We start from the raw sequence: 16608 nt of genomic DNA, 5'->3' as shown, positions 1-16608 counted from the left end.
GTCACGAGGTCCGACACATCATGAATCTGACTATCATCGGCAGCGGTTACGTAGGTCTTGTCACCGGCGCCTGTCTCGCCGACATCGGGCACGACGTGTTCTGCCTCGACGTCGATCAGGCGAAGATCGACGTCCTGAACAACGGCGGCGTGCCGATCCACGAGCCGGGCCTCAAGGAAGTCATCGCGCGCAACCGCGCGGCCGGCCGCCTGCGCTTCTCGACCGACATCGAGGCCGCGGTCGCGCACGGCGACGTGCAGTTCATCGCGGTCGGCACGCCGCCCGACGAGGACGGCTCGGCCGACCTGCAGTACGTGCTCGCGGCGGCGCGCAACATCGGCCGCTATATGAAAGGCTTCAAGGTGATCGTCGACAAGTCGACGGTGCCGGTCGGCACGGCCGAGCGCGTGCGTGCGGCGGTCGCCGAGGAACTCGCGAAGCGCGGCGGCGACGCGCCGATGTTCTCGGTCGTGTCGAATCCGGAATTCCTGAAGGAAGGCGCGGCGGTCGACGATTTCACGCGGCCGGACCGCATCGTGATCGGCTGCGACGACGACGTGCCGGGCGAGCGTGCGCGCGAGCTGATGAAGAAGCTCTACGCGCCGTTCAACCGCAACCACGAACGCACGCTGTACATGGACGTGCGCTCGGCCGAATTCACGAAATACGCGGCCAACGCAATGCTCGCGACGCGCATCTCGTTCATGAACGAGCTCGCGAACCTGGCCGACCGCTTCGGCGCCGACATCGAGGCCGTGCGCCGCGGGATCGGCTCCGATCCGCGCATCGGCTATCACTTCCTGTACGCGGGCTGCGGCTATGGCGGCTCGTGCTTCCCGAAGGACGTCGAGGCGCTGATCCGCACCGCCGACGAGCACGGCCAGGCGCTGCAGATCCTGAAGGCCGTGTCGTCGGTGAACGCGACGCAAAAGCGCGTGCTGGCCGACAAGATCGTCGCGCGCTTCGGCGAGGACCTGACCGGTCGCACGTTCGCGATCTGGGGTCTCGCGTTCAAGCCGAACACCGACGACATGCGCGAAGCGCCGAGCCGCGAGCTGATCGCCGAGTTGCTGTCGCGCGGCGCGCGCATCGCCGCGTACGACCCGGTCGCGCAGCAGGAAGCGCGCCGCGTGCTCGCGCTCGATCTCGCGGATCACCCGAGCTGGCTCGAGCGCCTCAGCTTCGTCGACGACGAGGCGCAGGCCGCACGCGACGCCGATGCGCTCGTGATCGTCACCGAATGGAAGGCATTCAAGAGCCCGGATTTCGTCGCGCTCGGCCGCCTGTGGAAGTCGCCGGTCATTTTCGACGGCCGCAACCTGTACGAGCCGGAGACGATGAGCGAGCAGGGCATCGAATACCACCCGATCGGCCGCCCCGGCTCGCGCCAGGCCGTCGCCGCGCGCGTGCCGGGCGCCGCGCGCGCGAACGCGTAACCGGCGCGTTGCCGTTACCCGTCGTTACCCGTTACCGAATCGAGACGCCATGTTCCGCAACATCCTGATCGTCTGTCACGCGAACGTCTGCCGCAGCCCGGCGGCGGAACTGCTGTTCAAGTCGCACGCGGCGTCGCGTGGCGGCCCGCGCGTGACGTTCCACTCCGCCGGCGTGCGTGCCAACGACGGCGACGGCATCGATCCGGTGATGCGCCAACTTCTCGCCGAGCGCGGCGTCGATGCGACGACGCACCGTTCGCGGCGGCTGTCGCGCCGGATCGTGCGCGACGCCGACCTGATTCTCGTCAGCGAGCGCGAACAGATCAAGGCCGTCGAGGCGGTCGATCCGTTCGCGCGCGGCAAGGTCCACCTGCTGGGCAAGTGGGAGGACGCCGAGATCGCGGATCCGCATGGCGGCCCCGAGGCCGACTATCGCGAGAGCTACTCATTGATCGAACGTCTGGTTCAAGGATGGCTGCAAAAACTATGCTGAAACGTCCCATGCGCCCGCTGGCGCTCGCCGTCGCGATGACGACATTCCTGTCGGCCTGCGCGAGCGCGCCCGGCAACTATCTCGACTCGTCGAACCTGAAGGACGAAGGCCGGCAAGGGCAGGCCGAAACCTATCCGGTTCATTACATCGACGCGAAGCTGGTGATGGATCAGCTGCAGAAGCAGCAGGTCGAGCATCCGCTGCCGCCGGGCCGATACACCGATCCGTCGGAGTACGTGTACCGCGTCGGTCCGCAGGACATCCTCGGCGTCACGGTGTGGGATCACCCCGAGCTGACGACGCCGCAGGGCCAGTCGTTCTCGAGCGGCGGCAACACGACGCAGTCGGTCGCAGGCGCGCTGCAGCAGCCGTATACGACCGCGCTGCCGGGCCAGGCCGATCCATACGGCCAGACGGTCGCCGCCGACGGCACGATCTTCTTCCCGTTCGTCGGCCGCATCCGCGTGGCGGGCAAGACGGTCGCGCAGATCCGCGAGCAGATGGCATCGACCCTCGCGCGCTACGTGAAGAATCCGCAGCTCGACGTGCGCGTGCTGTCGTTCCGCAGCCAGAAGGTGCAGGTGACGGGCGAGGTGAAGCAGCCGGGCCCGCTCGCGGTGAGCGACGTGCCGCTGACGCTCGTCGACGCGATCTCGCGCTCGGGCGGCTCGACCAACGAGGCCGACCTGCAGCGCGTGCGCCTGACGCGCGACGGCAAGCTCTACACGCTCGACGCGAACGGCGTGCTCGATCGCGGCGAAGTGAAGCAGAACGTGATGCTGCAGCCGGGCGACATCGTCAACGTGCCGGACCGCAGCGACAGCCGCGTGTTCATCATGGGCGAGGTCAAGACGCCGGTCACCGTGCCGATGCTCAAGGGCAAGCTGACCATCGCCGACGCGCTGACGGCCGGCGGCGGCATCCTCGACACCGACGCGAACCCGCGCAAGATCTACGTGATGCGCGGCATGCGCGACAACCCGACGAAGCCGGAAGTGTTCCGCCTCGACATGACGCAGCCGGATGCGCTGATGCTGTCGAGCCGCTTCCCGCTCCAGCCGCTCGACGTCGTCTACGTCAGCACGGCCGGCTCGGTGCAGTTCAACCGCGTGCTGCAGCAGGTGTTGCCGACGATCCAGACGATCTTCTACATGCGGCAAATCACGCGCTGATAGCCCGCCGGGGCGGCGCCTGCCCCCCGGCACCACTCAAGCGGGAACGAATGGTGAACACGCAAGCGAAACACTCCTACGCGGATCTGACCGCGAAAACCGAGGAAGAGGACGTCGTCCTCGGCCAGCTGCTCCAGGTGCTCATGGACGACATCTGGCTGCTGCTCGGCATCGCGGTGACCGTCATCGCGATGGCCGGCCTGTACTGCTACATCGCGAAGCCGGTCTATCAGGCCGACGTGCACGTGCGGGTCGAGGGCAACGACAACACGTCGCAGGCGCTCACCCAGACGCAGACAGGCGCGATGATCAACAGCGGTCCGCAGCAGGCGCCGACCGAAGCGGAAATCGAGATCATCAAGAGCCGCGGCGTCGTCGCGCCGGTCGTCGAGCAGTTCAAGCTGAACTTCTCGGTCGCGCCGAAGACGCTGCCGGTGCTCGGCAGCCTGGCCGCGCGCGTCGCGACGCCGGGCGAACCGGCGCGTGCGTGGTTCGGCCTGCGCTCGTACGCATGGGGCGGCGAAGTCGCCGACATCGACACGATCAACGTCGTGCCCGCGCTCGAAGGCAAGAAGCTGACGCTGACGGCCGGCCCGAACGGCACCTACACGCTGGTCGACCAGAACGGCAACCGTCTTCTGTCGGGCCGTGTCGGCGAATCGGAGCAGGCAGGCGGCGTGACGCTTCTCGTGCAGAAGCTCGTCGCGCGTCCGGGCACGCAATTCACGGTGGTCCGCTACAACGATCTCGATGCGATCACCGGCTTCCAGTCGGGCATCCAGGTGTCCGAGCAGGGCAAGCAGACGGGCGTCGTCCAGATCTCGCTCGAAGGCAAGGACCCGGACCAGACCGCCGCGATCGCGAACGCGCTCGCGCAGTCGTACCTGAACCAGCACGTGATCGCGAAGCAGGCCGAAGCGACCAAGATGCTCGACTTCCTGAAGGGCGAGGAACCGCGCCTGAAGTCCGACCTCGAGCGCGCGGAAGCCGCACTGACGCAGTACCAGCGCACGTCCGGCTCGATCAACGCGAGCGACGAGGCGAAGGTCTACCTCGAAGGCAGCGTGCAGTACGAGCAGCAGATCGCCGCGCAGCGCCTGCAGCTCGCGTCGCTCGCGCAGCGCTTCACCGATTCGCACCCGATGGTGATCGCCGCGAAGCAGCAGCTCGCGGAACTGCAGGGCGAGAAGGACAAGTTCAGCAACCGCTTCCGCAGCCTGCCGGCCACCGAAGTGAAGGCCGTCCAGCTCCAGCGTGACGCGAAGGTGGCCGAGGACATCTACGTGCTGCTGCTGAACCGCGTGCAGGAGCTGTCGGTGCAGAAGGCCGGCACGGGCGGCAACATCCACCTCGTCGATTCGGCGCTGCGCCCGGGCGATCCGGTCAAGCCGAAGAAGGTGCTGATCCTGTCGGCGGCGGTGTTCCTCGGGCTGATCCTCGGCACCGGCATCGTGTTCCTGCGTCGCAACCTGTTCCAGGGCATCGAGGATCCGGACCGCGTCGAGCGCACGTTCAACCTGCCGCTGTACGGGCTGGTGCCGCAAAGCGCCGAGCAGGTGAAGCTCGACGCCATGGCCGAGAAGGGCGGCGGCCGCGCGCGGCCGATCCTCGCGAGCCTGCGTCCGAAGGACCTGAGCGTCGAAAGCATGCGCAGCCTGCGCACCGCGATGCAGTTCGCGATGATGGACGCGAAGAACCGCGTGGTCGTGCTGACCGGCCCGACGCCGGGCATCGGCAAGAGCTTCCTGACGGTCAACCTCGCGGTGCTGCTCGCGCATTCCGGCAAGCGTGTGCTGCTGGTCGACGCCGACATGCGGCGCGGCATGCTCGACCGCTACTTCGGCCTCACCGCGCAGCCGGGCCTGTCCGAGCTGCTGAGCGACCAGTCGTCGCTCGAGGACGCGATCCGCGAGACGCCGGTGCAGGGCCTGTCGTTCATCTCGGCCGGCACGCGCCCGCCGAACCCGTCGGAACTGCTGATGTCGGCCCGTCTGCCGCAATACCTGGAAGGGCTCGGCAAGCGCTACGACGTCGTGCTGATCGACTCGCCGCCGGTGCTGGCGGTGACCGACGCGACCATCATCGGCCGCATGGCCGGCGCGACCTTCCTGGTGCTGCGCTCGGGCATGCATACCGAAGGCGAGATCGCCGACGCGATCAAGCGCCTGCGCACCGCGGGCGTCGATCTGGAAGGCGGGATCTTCAACGGCGTGCCGCCGAAGGCACGCGGCTACGGCCGCGGTTATGCGGCCGTCCACGAATACCTGAGCGCCTGACCGCATTGCACGAAACCGGGCCGGCGCGAGCCGCATCGGCCCGGCCGACTGGAGAACTTTCGATGAAAATTTCCGTGCTCGTTCCGACCTACCGGCGTCCCGCCGACCTCGCGCGCTGCCTGCTGGCGCTGCAGCGCCAGGCGCGGCTGCCCGACGAGGTGATCGTCGTCGCGCGCCCGGAGGACGATGCCACGCACGAGCGCCTCGCCGATCCGTCGGTCGGCGGCGCGCTGCCGCTGCGGATCGTGCCGGTCGACGTGCCGGGGCAGGTCGCCGCGCTGAACAAGGGGCTCGACTCGGCGCACGGTGACATCGTCGCGATCACCGACGACGACGCGGCGCCGCACGCCGACTGGCTCGCGCGCATCGAGGCCGTGTTCCTCGCCGACCCGCGCGTCGGCGCGGTGGGCGGCCGCGACTGGGTGCACGAGAAGGGTCGCGTGCTCGACGAATCGCGCGAACTAGTCGGCCAGCTCACACTGTCCGGCAAGATCGTCGGCAACCATCACCTGGGCGTCGGCGGCGCGCGCGAAGTCGACATGCTCAAGGGCGCGAACATGAGCTACCGCCGTGCCGCGATCGAGCGGCTGCGCTTCGACACGCGGCTGCGCGGCGCCGGTGCGCAGGTGCACAACGACATGGGTTTCAGCATGCACGTGCAGCGCGACGGCTGGAAGCTCGTCTACGACCCGGCGATCGCGGTCGACCATTTTCCGGCCGAGCGTTTCGACGACGACCGGCGCGACGCCGCGTCGCTGAATGCGATCAGCAACGGCGCGTACAACCTGCACCTGATCCTGCGCGAGCATCTGCCGCCGCTGCGGCGCGAGATCGCGTGGTGGTGGTGGACGCTGGTCGGCACGCGCGTCTACCCGGGTTTCGCGCACGTGCTGCTGTCGCTGCACACCGCGCGGCGCGACCGCGTGCGCGACCACTGGCGCGCGGTGCGCCGCGGCGCGCGCGAGGCGCGCCGCGCGAATCTTGCCCCCCACCGTGCGGCGATGCCGCCGGTGACGTCTTGAACGGGCCGCGCGCACGATGCACGGCCACCCGCGAAGGGCATGAAATGGTCCGACTCCCGCGCTCACTTGATTCGCTTGGAGGGGCGCAGCCCCTCCAGCTCCCTGAAGCTTGCCCGTCGGTGCATCCGACGGCCTGGCGGAGGCTGACATGACTTCGACGAAGGTTCACGTTCACCTGTTTTACGGCGCCGATCCGCGTACCTATCGGCAAGGCGAGAACATCGGCTGCCTGTACGGCTATCACCACGCGGAATCCGACGAATTCCGGCTGACCTATTCGCAGGACCGCCGCGAGAACCGCGTCGCGAGTCTCGCGCGCCGTGCGCTGAAGGCGGCGCTCGGCTTCGACGTCGTGCACGCATGGCGCAATCGCGCCGCGCTGCTGAGCACGGACGTGATCTGGACGCACACCGAGCAGGAGCACCTGGCCGCCGCGCTGGTCCTGAAGCTCGCCGGCGCGCAGGGCAAGCGCCCGCTGCTGCTCGCGCAGAGCGTGTGGCTGTTCGACAAGTGGAACACCTTCGGCGGCCCGCGCCGCTGGCTGTACCGCAAGCTGCTCGCGCGCGCCGACGCGCTGACGACGCTCGCCCGCGACAACGCCGAGCTGTGCCGCCGCTATCTCGGGCGCGAAGCCGAGTTCGTCTACTACGGGCTGAACACGCAGGACTTCCCGCCGGCCGAACCGCAGCAATGGAAGCCGAACCGGCCGCTGCGGATCGCCGCGATCGGCAACGACCGCGACCGCGACTGGCGCACGTTCCTCGCCGCGTTCGGCGGCGACGAGCGCTACGACGTGCGGCTCGCGACGCGCCGCCGCGTACCGCGCGAGTGGCATGCGCCGAACGTGAAGATCGGCTCGGCATCGGGCCTCGCGAAGCAGCACGAGCTGTACGCATGGGCCGACGTGATCGTCGTGCCGCTGCGGCCGAACTTCCATGCGTCGGGCATCACCGTGATGCTCGAGGCGGCGGCGGTCGGCAAGCCGATGATCGTGTCCGACGTGGGCGGCCTCAGCGACTACTTCCCGCACGACACGGCCGCCTACGTGCCGGCGTTCGACGCAGCGGCGATGCGCCAGGCCGCCGATCGCTTCGTGGCCGATCCGGCCGCCGCGCTCGAATGCGCGCGTGCCGCGGCCGCGTGCCTGCGCGAGCGCGACCTGACCACGCAGGCGTTCGCCGAGCAGCACGTGCGGATCACGCGCGACCTGCTGCGCCGGCGTCGCACGTCGGCGGCCGCCGGTCTCGCGATGCCGCTCGCGGATTCGCGCCCGTCGTCGCGGTGAGAGCGGATCGATGAGTACGATTGCCGCCGAACGCGCACCGTCGCGCAACCGCAGCCGGTTACCCGAACCGAAGCACTGGGTCGGGCAGGCCGGGCTGTGGACGTTGACCGCCGCGCTGATCGCCATTCACCAGGGCAAGGTGCTGACGCTCGCGTTTCCGGTGCTGGCGATCGCGGTCGGCATCTGGCTGTATTTCAAGAGCCCGGCGCGCTACGTCGGCTTCATGTGGTGGGTGTGGTTCCTGAGCCCCGAAGTGCGGCGTCTCGCCGACTGGTCGAAGGGCGCGTTCACGCCGACGAGCCTGATCCAGGTCGCGCCGCTCGCGGTGACGATGATCGCTGGCTTGGGGCTGCTCAGGCATTACCGCGTGCTTGCCCAGCGGCGCGGGATTCCCGTGCTGCTGATGTTGTTCGGGCTGACGTACGCGTACCTCGTCGGGATCGTGTCGAGCGGCGTGATGGCCGCGACCTACGACCTCGCGAACTGGGTGTACCCGGTGCTGATCGGCTTTCACATCATGGTCAACGCGCGCGACTATCCCGAGTACCGCGACGTGCTGCTGTCCACGTTCATGTGGGGCATGCTCGTGATGGGCGTGTACGGGGTCGTGCAGTACTTCGTGATGCCGCAGTGGGACGTGCTGTGGATGATCGGCTCGGACATGGGTTCGCAGGGCGAGCCGGTGCCGTACGGCGTGCGGGTCTTCAGCACGATGAACTCGTCGGGGCCGTTCGCGTTCGCGATCATGGGCGCGCTGGTGTTCGTGTTCGCGGCGCCGCAGAAGGTCCGCTGGTTCGCGGGCGCCGCCGGCTTCGTGTCGTTCGCGCTGTGTCTCGTGCGCTCGACCTGGGGCGGCTGGGTGATCGCGCTTGCGATCCAGCTCGTGCAGTCGAGCAACCGCGTGCGGATGCGGATCCTGATCAGCGGGGTCGTGCTGGTCGGGCTGTGCGTGCCGCTCCTGACCGTCGGGCCGGTGGCCGACCGGCTCGGCGCGCGCCTGCAGTCGATCACGAACCTGAAGGACGACCGCAGCTACGACGACCGCAACAAGTTCTACGCGACCTTCGCGCAAACGGCGTTCACCGACGTCGCCGGCGAAGGGATGGGCGCGACCGGCGCGTCCACCAAGCTGTCGAGCGACAGCGGCGAGCTCGGCAAGTACGGCAGCTTCGACAGCGGCGTGATGAACGTGCCGTTCGTGCTCGGCTGGCCCGGCACGCTGCTGTACCTGTCGGGTGTCGTGATGCTGCTCGCCCGCACGCTGCGCGCGGCGTTCAAGCTGCGCAAGGACAAGTTCGTCGGCGCATGCCTGAGCCTGTGCCTGTCGGTGTTCGCGATGCTCGTGTTCACGAACTCGCTGATCGGCACGGGCGGCCTGCTGCTGTTCACGGCCATTTTTTCCATACTATCCGCGGCGCACTGGCAAAAGGCACAGCGCCTGCTGGCCGCCGCGCGTTCACGGGGAGGCGACCATTGAGAATCGCGATCGTCACGCACGTCGTGCGACATAACGACGGGCAGGGCCGCGTCAATTACGAAATCGCGCGCGCGGCGCTGGCAGAACACTACGAGGTCACGCTGGTCGCGTCGCACGTCGCGCCCGAGCTGCTGGCCGACCCGCGCGTGCGCTGGGTGCCGGTCAAGGTCGGCGGTTTCTGGCCGTCGAATCTCGTCAAGCAGCAGGTGTTCGCGCTCAAGAGCGCGGCCTGGCTGCGCGCGCATCGCGGCGAATACGACGTGCTGCACGTGAACGGCTTCATCTCGTGGATCAAGGCCGACGTGAACACCGCGCACTTCGTGCACGGCGGCTGGTTCAAGAGCCCGTACTACCCGTTCGGCCCGACGAAGGGGCTGTGGTCGGCGTACCAGTACGTCTATACGCGCGTGAATACGGCGCTCGAGCGCTGGGCGTACAAGCGTTCGCGCGCGATCACGGCCGTGTCGCAGAAGGTGGCCGACGAGATCGCCGGGCTCGGCATCGACAGCCGCAAGATCAGCGTGATCTACAACGGCGTCGACGGCAGCGCGTTCGCGGGCGCGCAGCCCGATCGCGCTGCGTTCAAGCTGCCGGACGACGCGTTCCTGCTGCTGTTCGTCGGCGACCTGCGCACGCCGCGCAAGAACCTCGGCACCGTGCTGAAGGCGCTGACGAAACTGCCGGCGAACGTCCATCTCGCGGTGGCCGGCTATCTGCCCGGCAGCCCGTATCCGGACGAGGCGCGCGCGCTCGGCATCGCGTCGCGCGTGCATTTCCTCGGGCTCGTGAAGAACATGCCGACGCTGATGCGCTCGGTCGACGCGTATGTGTTTCCTTCGCGCTACGAAGCGATGAGCCTGTCGCTGCTGGAAGCGATGGCGGCCGGGCTGCCGGTCGTCACCGCGCGCACCGCCGGCGGCGCGGAGATCATCACGCGAGATTGCGGGATCGTGCTGGAAGACCCGGACGATCCGGCCGCGCTCGCGCAGGCGATCGGCTCGCTCGCGGCGTCGCGCGACACCTGTCGCGCGATGGGCGACGCGGCCCGCGAACTGATGACCCGTTTCGGCTGGGCCCACATGGGCGCCCAGTACGTCGCGCTTTACCGGCGCATCGGCCAACCCACGCAGCCGTCCGCCTTCGAGCGGGTCGAGCATGCAATCACGCAGGAGCAACCGTGACGTCTCAATCTTCCCGGCCGATCAAATCGTTGCAAATCGGCATGCACTGGTTCCCCGAACGCGCGGGCGGCCTCGACCGGATGTACTACTCGCTCGTCGGCGCGCTGCCGGGCGCGGGCGTCGCGGTGCGCGGGCTCGTCGCCGGCTCGCCGAAGGTCGCCGACGACACGGGCGGTGCGATCCAGGGCTTCGGACCTGCGTCGCAGCCGCTCGCGCGCCGCATGCTCGCCGCGCGCCGCGCGCTGCGCGACGAGATCCGCAGCGAGCGGCCGGACGTGATTTCGTCGCACTTCGCGCTGTACACGTTCCCGGGGCTCGACGTCACGCGCGGCATTCCGCAGGTGTCGCACTTCCAGGGGCCGTGGGCCGACGAAAGCCAGGTCGAGGGCGCCGCATCGCTCGGGCAGCGCGCGAAGCGCTATCTCGAACAGGCCGTCTATACGCGCTCGTCGCGCCTGATCGTGCTGTCGCAGGCATTCGGCCAGATCCTGACGAACCGCTACGGGATCGATCCGTCGCGCGTGCGCGTGATTCCCGGCTGCGTCGATACCGCGCAGTTCGACACGCCGCTCACGCCGGCCGAGGCGCGGCACAAGCTGCAACTGCCGCAGGACCGGCCGATCGTGCTGGCCGTGCGCCGGCTCGTGCGGCGCATGGGGCTGGAGGACCTGATCGACGCGATCGGCCTCGTCAAGCATCGTCACCCGGACGTGCTGCTGCTGATCGCCGGCAAGGGCAAGATCGGCGAGGAACTGCAGCAGCGCATCGACGAAGCCGGGCTGCAGGACAACGTGAAGCTGCTCGGTTTCGTGCCCGACAACCATCTCGCGGCGCTGTACCGCGCGGCGACGGTCAGCGTCGTGCCGACCGTCGCGCTCGAAGGCTTCGGGCTGATCACCGTTGAATCGCTCGCGTCCGGCACGCCGGTGCTGGTCACGCCGGTCGGCGGGCTGCCGGAGGCGGTCGCCGGGCTGTCCAACGACCTCGTGCTGCCGTCGACGGGCGCGGACGCGATCGCGGAAGGGCTCGGCGGCGCGCTGTCGGGCGCGATCGCGTTGCCGGACGAAGCGGCGTGCAAGCGCTACGCGCGCGACCATTTCGACAACGCGGTGATCGCGCGACGCGTCGCCGGCGTGTACGAAGAGGCGATCCAGGCGGCGGGGTAAGCGAACGCGACGCATCGTCGCGACGGTCGAGCCGGCATACACGTCCGGTTCGCAGGCCGGCCGCCCGATCCGGGCGAGCCGGCTTTTGTCGTTCGAAGCCGGGCATGCGGCGGCTCGCGCGCCGGGCTCGACACGCGTCGTTCAGGCACGCCCGAGCGTCACGGCCCATACGCCGAACGCGGCCGCGCTGACCGCCGCGCCGAGCCCGCAGACACCGATCCATCCCGCGTGCGCATACGTCATCGTCGACGCGATCGCGCCGAGTCCGCTACCGATCGAATAGAACAGCATGTAGCAGCCGACGAGGCGCGCATGCGCATCGGGCCGCGCGCCGAGGATCATGCTCTGGTTCACGACATGGACGGCCTGCCCGCCGACGTCGAGCAGCACGATGCCGACGACCAGCAGCGCGATCGACGTACCGGTGAACGCGAGCGGCAGCCACGAGCATGCGAGCAGTGCGAGCGCGGCGCCGGTCGTCGCTTCGCCGAGCCCGCGATCCGCGAGCCGGCCCGCGCGCGCGGCGGCCGCCGCACCCAGTGCGCCGACGAGCCCGAATGCGCCGATCTGCGTATGCGACATCGCGTGCGGCGGCGCGCTCAGCGGCAGCACGAGCGCGCTCCAGAAGATGCTGAACGCCGCGAACATCAGCAGCGCGATCGCTCCGCGCACACGCAGCACGCGCTCGTTGCGCAGCAGCGTGACCATCGAACCGAGCAGCGCTGCGTAGCCGATGCGCTCGCGCGGCGCGTCCGCATCGGGTAACAGCCGCGCCAGCGCGATCAGCATCGCGATCGCAAGTGCGCCCGACACCAGGTAGACCGCACGCCAGCCGGCGATATCCGTGACGACACCCGCCAGCGAACGTGCGGCCAGCAGACCGATCACGACGCCGCCCTGTGCCGCGCCGACCACGCGGCCGCGCTCGCCGGCCCCCGCAAGCGCGGCCGAGCAGGCGATCAGCCCTTGCGTCATCGCGGTGCCGAGCAGCCCGACCGCGACCATGCCCGCCAGCAACGCGACGCGCGTCGACGCGGCGGCCACGCCGATGCAGGCCGCCGTCAGCAGCAGAAGCTGGACGGCGAGCAGGCGTTTGCGGTTCAGCAGGTCGCCGAGCGGCACGACGAACAGCAACGCGAGCGCGCAGCCGAGCTGCGTCGCCGTGATGACGCCGCCGACCGTCGCCTGCGATACGCGGAAATCGCGGGCGATCGAATCGAGCAGCGGCTGCGCGTAGTACACGTTTGCGACGCTTGCCGCGCAGCAGACGGTCAGCAGCGCGACGAGCGCCGTGGATACGCGCGCGCGATCGGCCGGGCGCGCGGCACGCGATGTCGCGCTGGACGCGACGGTTCCCGAACGACAAGACGATTCCATGGGCTGCCTCGCACTCGCTTAAGTAGTTGCAATTTGAAACCAGTGTGAGTGTAGGAAAAGTAGTTTTAAAATGCAACTTGTGGGGCGGCGGGCAACGGGTCCGCGCACCGACGTGCCGGGCGCGTGCGAAGGCGACCGGCGCGACAGCGGAGAACAACATGGCCAGGCAGAAAAGTCTTGCGGATTCGCCGTGCCCGGTGGCACGGGCGACCGATATCGTCGGCGATCGCTGGGCGTTGCTGATCGTGCGCGACGCGTTCGACGGCGTGCGCCGGTTCGGCGATTTCCGCGCGAGCCTCGGCGTCGCGAGCAACATCCTGTCGGACCGGCTCAGGATGCTGGTGGACGCGGGCGTATTCGACGTCGTGCCCGCGTCGGACGGCAGCGCGTATCAGGAGTACGCGTTGACGAAGAAGGGCGAGGGGCTGTTTCCGGTGATCGTGATGCTGCGGCAGTGGGGCGAGGCGAACCTGTTCGCGCGCGGCGAGCCGCATTCTGTCCTGGTCGAGCGCAAGACGGGCCGCGCGATCCGCAAGCTCGCGCTGCGGCACGACGATGGTCGGCCGTTGAAGGCGGCGGATACGGTCGTGCGGAAAGTGGGCGACGAGCGGGGGTGATACGGGCGTGATGATCCGGACGTGATGACCCCGGACGCCGTGCCCAGGACGCCGTGCGACGCAAGGACCGTGTCTTTACCGTTGCGCGGCGTCGCCGCATCGGTCGCGCGCCCGGTGGCGGCCGAGAGTCCCGTTCAAGCGGCTGCAGACCCCGCCCGATGCGCACCGCTTTCATGCGCGCCACGATGTCGCGCGCGATGACAACGCCTGTCGAAAACCATCCGGCCATGACGCAGGGGCGCAATCGGCGCAATCGCGTTCGCTATTGCAGGAAAACGGGTGGCGTCCGGCCGCTCAGTGCCGTTCGCCGCGCCAGCGCCCCGGCGCGACGCCGAAGCGTTTCGTGAACGCGTGCGTGAAGGTGCTCTGGTCGGCGAAGCCGACCATGCCGGCGATGTCGACGAGCGGATGGCGGCCGTCGGCGAGCAGCACGACGGCGGCGTCGAGCCGCAGCCGCTGCAGGTAGCGATGCGGGGTTTCGCCGAACGCGTCGACGAACAGTTGGTGAAACCGGCGCATCCCGTAGCCGCAGTGCGCGGCGAGATCGGCGATGCGCAGCGGCTCCGCGAGCCGCGCGCGCAGCCAGCGGTCGATGCGCGCGAAATCGAGGCCCGCCGCGGGCGCGGCGAGGCTGGCGTCGCCGAGCAGCGCGTCGCACAGGCGCGCGGCGGCCTGCCACTGGAAGCGATGCGCGTGCCGCGTGTCGCCGGCCGGGCCGTCGAGCTGCGCGGCCGCTGTCGCGACCTGCGCGACGAGCGACTTCAGCGCCGGGTCGATCGACACGGCACGCGCGCTGTCGAACAGCCGCTGCGGCACCGCGAGCGACGCGGCGGGCAGGTCGAGCACGAGCTGGCGATTGTCGCCGAGGCCCGCGTAATCGTGGCGCGAGCCGGCCGGAATCAGCCAGGCCGCGTGCCGGTCGATGCGCTGGCCGACGCCGTCCACCGCCATCACCATCGCGCCGTCGACGCCGAGCACGACCTGGTGAAAGTCGTGCACGTCGGACGCTTCGCACGTGTCGTAACGGCGCAGCGCGATGGCGGGAGACGGGATGCGTTCCATCGGAAGGACGTCGGCCGGCGGCGTCGTCAGACGGCGAGCAGTTCGACTTCGAACACGAGCGTCGCGTTCGGCGGGATCACGCCGCCTGCACCGCGCGGGCCATAGCCGAGTTGCGGCGGGATCGTCAGGCGACGCACGCCGCCGACCTTCATGCCCTGCACGCCTTCGTCCCAGCCCTTGATGACCATGCCGCCGCCGAGCACGAACGCGAACGGGTCGTTGCGGTCCTTGCTCGAGTCGAATTTCTGACCGTCGGTCAGCCAGCCCGTGTAATGGACGCTGACGGTCTGGCCGGCTTGCGCTTCCGCGCCGGTGCCTTCGGTCAGCTCTTCGATCTTGAGGCCCGATGCGGTCGTGGTGACAGACATGACTTCTCCTGAAAGGGGTTGGGTAAAACCGCTATTGTAGGCGAGCGCGCAGGGGGCCGCCGCAGGCGGCGAGGGCACGGCCGCGCGCCTGTCGCGCGCCGGTCGCGGCGGTGCTGACGCATCTCGCGCGATACGCGAATGGAACGCATGTTTGAATCGTTCGCGGACCGGCTCGAAGGGGTTGCGCCGCGCGAACGCCACGCGCGTATGAAGCGGCGCTATCCGGCCGCTCGGCGTCGCATCGAAAAACCGTCGCGCGACGCCGCAAACGCCCGTCGCACGGGGCTTGCGCGCCGATTGCGATTCGCGCGCGCGTCGCCCACCTGCGCGGTTGCGCACGGATGCGCGCGTTCGAATCGCGACCCGCCCGAACGCCGCTTTTGTCGCGTTGCCGAACGTGCCCTGTTTGGAAGCGCGCATCTACCGCGCGGCTTGCGCGCGGCGTTCGCCGGCGCCTATCTTTACAGCTATCGATGTCAAGATCCGGGCGTTGCGCGATGCGCTGCCCGGGCCCGCGCCGGTACGGTCGCAATGGCCGCAACCGCCGGCCGGGCCGCCCGGAAACAAGGAGAACGACGAACATGAAGTCAGCCGCTTCCGCCACCGCGGCCGAGGTGATGCCGGTGCGCCGCGACCTGCGCTTCGACCTGCCGGTCGAACGCGCGAAGGACTGGCACGGGCTCGGCCCGCACGTGACGCACTTCTTCAACGCGCTGTCGCTGCTGTTTCCGGCCGGCGAACGATTCTTCATGGATTCCGTGCGCCACTATCGCGACCGGATCGACGATCCGGTGCTGAAGCGGCAGGTGCTCGGCTTCATCGGGCAGGAGGCGATGCATACGCGCGAGCACGTCGAATACAACGAGCTGATGCAGGCGAACCGCCTGCCCGCGCGCAAGCTCGACAAGCGCATCTGGACCGTGCTCGGTTACATGAAGCGCAAGCTGCCGCATTCGGTGCAGCTCGCGCATACGGTCGCCGCCGAGCACTACACGGCCATGCTCGCCGACTGGCTGCTGCGCGATCCGACGCGCCTCGAAGGCTCGGTCGACGGCTACCGTCAGATGTGGGTGTGGCACGCGCTCGAGGAAACCGAACACAAGGCCGTGTCGTTCGACGTCTGGAACGTCGCGATGAAGCCGGGCCTGCGCCGTTATCTGATCCGCATCGGCGTCTATCTGCTGACGACGCTGACGTTCTGGCCGACTGTGTTCCTGCTGCACGCGACGCTGTTGTCGCGCGATCGCGACATCGAGCATCGCGTGCGCGGCATGCTGCGCATGCTCGCGTTCCTGTACGGGCCGCGTCGTGGGCTGTTTCCGCGGATCGCGGGCGAGTGGCTGAGCTTTTTCCGGCCCGGCTTCCACCCGTGGGACCGTGACAACCGCCATCACCTCGCGCGGGTCGACGCGCTCGTCGCCGCGTACGGCGAACACGACGGCGCGTCGGCCGGCCGTGGTCGCGCCAACGCGCTCGCGCCGCTCGCATCGGGACGCTGAGCCGCTCGCCGCGCTGCCCGGCGCGTGTTGCATTCCTGCATCATCCCCGTTTTATCCGACGATTGACCGGCATCAAGCGGAAACGGTTGCGGGTACCGGGCCGGTGCGGCCGACCGGGCGTGCCGGCCCGTGACGCCGGTCCGATCCCGTGTGCCCGGCCTCGCGTGCCGTCCCCGC

At 69.1% G+C, this 16608-nt stretch carries 15 protein-coding genes; 12 read left to right on the top strand and 3 right to left on the bottom strand.

Annotation, left to right across the window (positions count from 1 at the left end):
* Positions 1–20 precede the first annotated feature (20 nt).
* From DIE16_RS06295 to DIE16_RS06255, 9 genes are all read left to right on the top strand, one after another.
* Positions 21–1436: a UDP-glucose/GDP-mannose dehydrogenase family protein gene (locus DIE16_RS06295; RefSeq protein ID WP_124486462.1), complete on the top strand. Its 1416-nt coding sequence runs from the start codon at positions 21–23 to the stop codon at positions 1434–1436.
* Between the two features lie 49 nt (positions 1437–1485).
* The gene (locus DIE16_RS06290) at positions 1486–1929 is read left to right on the top strand and encodes a low molecular weight protein-tyrosine-phosphatase (protein ID WP_124486461.1); all 444 of its coding nucleotides are present in this window, start codon (positions 1486–1488) and stop codon (positions 1927–1929) included.
* A complete protein-coding gene (locus tag DIE16_RS06285) occupies positions 1923–3101 on the top strand; it encodes a polysaccharide biosynthesis/export family protein (protein ID WP_044846601.1) in 1179 nt (392 codons plus the stop codon). Before DIE16_RS06290 ends, DIE16_RS06285 begins: the two co-directional genes overlap by 7 nt.
* Positions 3102–3151: 50 nt before the next feature.
* Positions 3152–5377, top strand: coding sequence for a polysaccharide biosynthesis tyrosine autokinase (locus DIE16_RS06280; RefSeq protein WP_044846600.1), 2226 nt, complete (start codon positions 3152–3154; stop codon positions 5375–5377).
* Positions 5378–5439: 62 nt separating this feature from the next.
* The gene (locus tag DIE16_RS06275) at positions 5440–6399 is read left to right on the top strand and encodes a glycosyltransferase family 2 protein (RefSeq protein WP_044846599.1); all 960 of its coding nucleotides are present in this window, start codon (positions 5440–5442) and stop codon (positions 6397–6399) included.
* A 148-nt stretch (positions 6400–6547) separates the two neighbouring features.
* Complete coding sequence (locus tag DIE16_RS06270) at positions 6548–7684, top strand: glycosyltransferase family 4 protein (RefSeq protein WP_124486459.1); 1137 nt, start codon at positions 6548–6550, stop codon at positions 7682–7684.
* Between the two features lie 10 nt (positions 7685–7694).
* Positions 7695–9161 (top strand): O-antigen ligase, encoded by a 1467-nt coding sequence (locus DIE16_RS06265; protein WP_124892038.1) that lies wholly within the window; start codon positions 7695–7697, stop codon positions 9159–9161.
* Positions 9158–10342 carry a glycosyltransferase family 4 protein gene (locus DIE16_RS06260; protein ID WP_124522634.1) on the top strand — a complete coding sequence of 395 codons (1185 nt, stop codon included), beginning with the start codon at positions 9158–9160 and terminating at the stop codon, positions 10340–10342. Before DIE16_RS06265 ends, DIE16_RS06260 begins: the two co-directional genes overlap by 4 nt.
* A 41-nt stretch (positions 10343–10383) precedes the next feature.
* On the top strand, positions 10384–11508 hold the full coding sequence (locus DIE16_RS06255) for a glycosyltransferase family 4 protein (RefSeq protein WP_124486456.1): 1125 nt from the start codon (positions 10384–10386) through the stop codon (positions 11506–11508).
* Between the two features lie 141 nt (positions 11509–11649).
* On the opposite strand, the gene DIE16_RS06250 is transcribed toward DIE16_RS06255, so the two are convergent.
* A complete protein-coding gene (locus DIE16_RS06250) occupies positions 11650–12885 on the bottom strand; it encodes an MFS transporter (protein WP_124892037.1) in 1236 nt (411 codons plus the stop codon).
* A gap of 158 nt (positions 12886–13043) precedes the next feature.
* Between DIE16_RS06250 and DIE16_RS06245 the strand changes: the two genes are divergently transcribed.
* Positions 13044–13502, top strand: a complete 459-nt coding sequence (locus DIE16_RS06245) for a helix-turn-helix domain-containing protein (RefSeq protein ID WP_124571626.1) — start codon at positions 13044–13046, stop codon at positions 13500–13502.
* A 294-nt stretch (positions 13503–13796) separates the two neighbouring features.
* Here DIE16_RS06245 and DIE16_RS06240 read toward each other — a convergent pair whose 3' ends face one another.
* Both DIE16_RS06240 and DIE16_RS06235 read right to left on the bottom strand, forming a co-directional pair.
* Positions 13797–14564 carry an AraC family transcriptional regulator gene (locus DIE16_RS06240; RefSeq protein ID WP_044846592.1) on the bottom strand — a complete coding sequence of 256 codons (768 nt, stop codon included), beginning with the start codon at positions 14562–14564 and terminating at the stop codon, positions 13797–13799.
* Positions 14565–14590: 26 nt separating this feature from the next.
* Entirely contained in the window at positions 14591–14932 is a 342-nt protein-coding gene (locus DIE16_RS06235) for an FKBP-type peptidyl-prolyl cis-trans isomerase (RefSeq protein WP_044846591.1), read from the bottom strand.
* 138 nt (positions 14933–15070) lie between these two features.
* Here DIE16_RS06235 and DIE16_RS06230 point away from each other — a divergent pair, with 138 nt between their 5' ends.
* Together DIE16_RS06230 and DIE16_RS06225 are read left to right on the top strand one after the other, a co-directional pair.
* On the top strand, positions 15071–15517 hold the full coding sequence (locus tag DIE16_RS06230) for a hypothetical protein (protein WP_124892036.1): 447 nt from the start codon (positions 15071–15073) through the stop codon (positions 15515–15517).
* Entirely contained in the window at positions 15514–16431 is a 918-nt protein-coding gene (locus DIE16_RS06225) for a metal-dependent hydrolase (RefSeq protein ID WP_124522642.1), read from the top strand. The genes DIE16_RS06230 and DIE16_RS06225 overlap by 4 nt, the downstream gene beginning before the upstream one ends.
* Positions 16432–16608: the final 177 nt, after the last annotated feature.

It is taken from the genome of Burkholderia sp. Bp9090, assembly GCF_003857985.1.
GTDB lineage: Bacteria > Pseudomonadota > Gammaproteobacteria > Burkholderiales > Burkholderiaceae > Burkholderia.
This window is presented reverse-complemented; position numbering and strand designations above follow the sequence as displayed.

Coding starts and splice junctions, on each gene's coding strand:
- DIE16_RS06295 (WP_124486462.1), top strand. CDS start 21: ATGAATCTGACTATCATCGGCAGCGGTTACGTAGGTCTTGTCACCGGC.
- DIE16_RS06290 (WP_124486461.1), top strand. CDS start 1,486: ATGTTCCGCAACATCCTGATCGTCTGTCACGCGAACGTCTGCCGCAGC.
- DIE16_RS06285 (WP_044846601.1), top strand. CDS start 1,923: ATGCTGAAACGTCCCATGCGCCCGCTGGCGCTCGCCGTCGCGATGACG.
- DIE16_RS06280 (WP_044846600.1), top strand. CDS start 3,152: ATGGTGAACACGCAAGCGAAACACTCCTACGCGGATCTGACCGCGAAA.
- DIE16_RS06275 (WP_044846599.1), top strand. CDS start 5,440: ATGAAAATTTCCGTGCTCGTTCCGACCTACCGGCGTCCCGCCGACCTC.
- DIE16_RS06270 (WP_124486459.1), top strand. CDS start 6,548: ATGACTTCGACGAAGGTTCACGTTCACCTGTTTTACGGCGCCGATCCG.
- DIE16_RS06265 (WP_124892038.1), top strand. CDS start 7,695: ATGAGTACGATTGCCGCCGAACGCGCACCGTCGCGCAACCGCAGCCGG.
- DIE16_RS06255 (WP_124486456.1), top strand. CDS start 10,384: ATGCACTGGTTCCCCGAACGCGCGGGCGGCCTCGACCGGATGTACTAC.
- DIE16_RS06250 (WP_124892037.1), bottom strand. CDS start 12,885: ATGGAATCGTCTTGTCGTTCGGGAACCGTCGCGTCCAGCGCGACATCG.
- DIE16_RS06245 (WP_124571626.1), top strand. CDS start 13,044: ATGGCCAGGCAGAAAAGTCTTGCGGATTCGCCGTGCCCGGTGGCACGG.
- DIE16_RS06240 (WP_044846592.1), bottom strand. CDS start 14,564: ATGGAACGCATCCCGTCTCCCGCCATCGCGCTGCGCCGTTACGACACG.
- DIE16_RS06235 (WP_044846591.1), bottom strand. CDS start 14,932: ATGTCTGTCACCACGACCGCATCGGGCCTCAAGATCGAAGAGCTGACC.
- DIE16_RS06230 (WP_124892036.1), top strand. CDS start 15,071: ATGGAACGCATGTTTGAATCGTTCGCGGACCGGCTCGAAGGGGTTGCG.
- DIE16_RS06225 (WP_124522642.1), top strand. CDS start 15,514: ATGAAGTCAGCCGCTTCCGCCACCGCGGCCGAGGTGATGCCGGTGCGC.